This is a genomic window from Roseicyclus sp., assembly GCF_052168335.1.
In the GTDB taxonomy this organism is placed as follows: Bacteria; Pseudomonadota; Alphaproteobacteria; order Rhodobacterales; family Rhodobacteraceae; genus Roseibacterium.
In genome coordinates this window covers 1-2,408 of the sequence record NZ_JBQLZP010000007.1, presented here as the reverse complement: position 1 = coordinate 2,408, position 2,408 = coordinate 1, and the positions used below count along the sequence as shown (strand labels likewise).

Sequence of the window (2,408 nt, the reverse complement as noted above, 5' to 3'; positions counted from 1 at the left end):
GCCGTGCTGGCCCGCGCCCGCGACCTCGCCGCCTCGGCGCGCAGCCTCACCGAACTCGAAGCCGCCCTCGCGGCCTTCGAGGGCTGCGAGCTGCGCCTCGGCGCGCGCAACCTCGTCTTCTCCGACGGCGATCCGCGCGCCCGCGTGATGATCGTGGGCGAGGCGCCGGGCCGGGACGAGGACCTTCAGGGCAAGCCCTTCGTCGGCCGCGCGGGGCAGCTTCTGGACGCGATGTTCGAGGCCATCGGCCTCTCGCGCAGGGCCGAGGACCCCGAGCACGCGCTCTACATCACCAACATGCTGCCCTGGCGCCCGCCGCAGAACCGCGACCCGACGCACGAGGAAATCTCGATGCTCCAGCCCTTCGTCCGGCGGCATGTCGAGCTTGCGGACCCCGCGATCCTCGTCCTGATGGGCAACTGGGCCTGCCACGGGCTCCTGGGCCGCAAGGGCATCATGCGGATGCGGGGCACCTGGGAGGAGGTTCTGGGCCGCCCGGCGTTGCCGATGTTCCACCCCGCCTTCCTCCTGCGCCAGCCGGCCGAGAAGGCGCGCGCCTGGGCCGACCTCCTGGCGCTGAAGGCCCGGCTTCGGGACGCGCCATGATCGATCCCGTGCTCGTCCTCGCCTTCCTGCCCGCCGCGATCCTCCTCAGCCTGACGCCGGGGCCCGAGATGCTGTTCTGCCTCGGGCGCAGTCTGGCGGACGGGCCGTGCCTCGCGGCGCTGTCGGCGGTCGGTATGGCCGTCGGGGCGGCGTCCGGCGTCCTGATCGCCGGGTTCGGCCTGTCCGCGCTCCTCGAGGCGACGCCGGGGGCCTTCGACGCGATCCGCTGGGCCGGTGTGGCTTACCTGATCTTCCTCGCGGTTCGTGCCCTGCGCGAGCCTCCCGCCGCCTACGCCGCCACCACGGGCATAGCCGGGGCCGGGCGGGCCATCGGCGGCGGCTACCTCGTGTCCCTCCTGAACCCGAAGGGCGCCGTCTTCGTCTTCGCCCTGATCCCGCAGTTCATGACGCCCGACCTGCCGGGCCTGCCGCAGTTCCTTGTGCTCGGCGGCGTGCTGGTCCTCACGGGCCTGGCCGTGAATCTCTCGGTCGCGCTGTTCGCGCACCGCCTGCGCGACCGCCTTCTTGCCGCACCGCGCGCGGCCCGAGTCCTGCGTCTCGCCGCGGCGGGCGTCTTCGGAGCCCTGGCCGCCCGCCTCATCCTAGAGGGCCGCACATGAGCCGCATCGACGAGACCCGTCCCTTCCACCCCGTCCGCATCGCCGTCCTCGCGGTGTCAGACACCCGCAGCCTCGCCGAGGACAAGTCCGGCGACGTGCTGGTGGAGCGGCTGACCGGGGCCGGGCACATCCTCGCCGCCCGTCACATCCTGCGCGACGAGCGGGCCGAGATCGCGGCGCAGCTCCGCGCCTGGGTCGCGGACCCGGAGATCGACGTGATCCTGACCACGGGGGGCACCGGCCTTACGGGGCGCGACGTGACGGTGGAGGCCCACCGCGACGTCTACGAAAAGGAGATCGAGGCCTTCGCGACCGTGTTCACCATGGTCTCGATGCAGAAGATCGGCACCTCGGCCGTGCAGTCGCGTGCGACGGGCGGCGTGGCGGGCGGCACCTACCTCTTCGCGCTGCCCGGATCGTCCGGCGCCTGCCGCGACGCCTGGGACGAGATCCTGCGCTGGCAGCTCGACTACCGGCACCGGCCCTGCAACTTCGTCGAGATCCTGCCGCGCCTCGACGAGCATCTGCGACGGAAATGACGCGATCGTGCGTGGAATGCGGTGACTATGTCACTTGGACCTGACAGGCGGCGGGACTACGTTCCGCAGCAACCGCAGAGCGAAAGCCCCCAGCCATGCGTTTTTTCAGCCGCGCCCTCCTCGGCCTGTTCCTGACGGCGCTGACCGTCGGCCTCCTCGCGATGGCGGGCGGTACGATCTGGTCGGCGATGCAGGCGCGACTCGCGGACGAGGGGCGCGCGCCGCCCGCGCGCGAACGGGTCTTCAGCGCCGAGGTCGTGGCGCTCGAGCCCGGTGTCGAGACGCCGATCCTGACCGCCTTCGGCGAGGTGCGCTCGCGCCGGACTCTGGAGTTGCGCGCACCCGCCGAGGGGCGCCTGGTCGAGCTCTCCCCCGCCTTCGAGGAGGGCGGCGAGGTCGTGGCGGGGCAGGTCCTCCTGCGGATCGACCCGACGGACGCCGAGGCCGCGCTCGCCACCGCGCGTACCGATCTCACCGATGCCGAGAACGAGCTGGCCGAGGCGCGGCGCGCGCTCGATCTCGCGGTCGAGGATGTCGCCGCCGCACGCCGCCAGGCCGACCTCCGCACCCGCGCCTTCGAGCGGCAGCGCGACCTCCTCGACCGGGGCGTGGGCAGTGCGGCCGCCGTCGAGGACGCCGAGCT

General features: G+C 72.9%; 3 protein-coding genes and 1 pseudogene. All 4 read left to right on the top strand.

What is annotated here, in order from left to right:
- The coding region (locus tag ACTS11_RS00255) for a uracil-DNA glycosylase (RefSeq protein ID WP_442638348.1) at positions 1-606 on the top strand (606 nt) is incomplete at its 5' end.
- Complete coding sequence (locus ACTS11_RS00250; RefSeq protein WP_442638347.1) at positions 603-1,226, top strand: LysE family translocator; 624 nt, start codon at positions 603-605, stop codon at positions 1,224-1,226. The genes ACTS11_RS00255 and ACTS11_RS00250, both read left to right, overlap by 4 nt.
- A complete protein-coding gene (gene moaB, locus ACTS11_RS00245; protein WP_442638346.1) occupies positions 1,223-1,765 on the top strand; it encodes a molybdenum cofactor biosynthesis protein B in 543 nt (180 codons plus the stop codon). Before ACTS11_RS00250 ends, moaB begins: the two co-directional genes overlap by 4 nt.
- Before the next feature lie 95 nt (positions 1,766-1,860).
- A pseudogene (locus ACTS11_RS00240) lies at positions 1,861-2,408 on the top strand (efflux RND transporter periplasmic adaptor subunit); the annotation flags it as partial.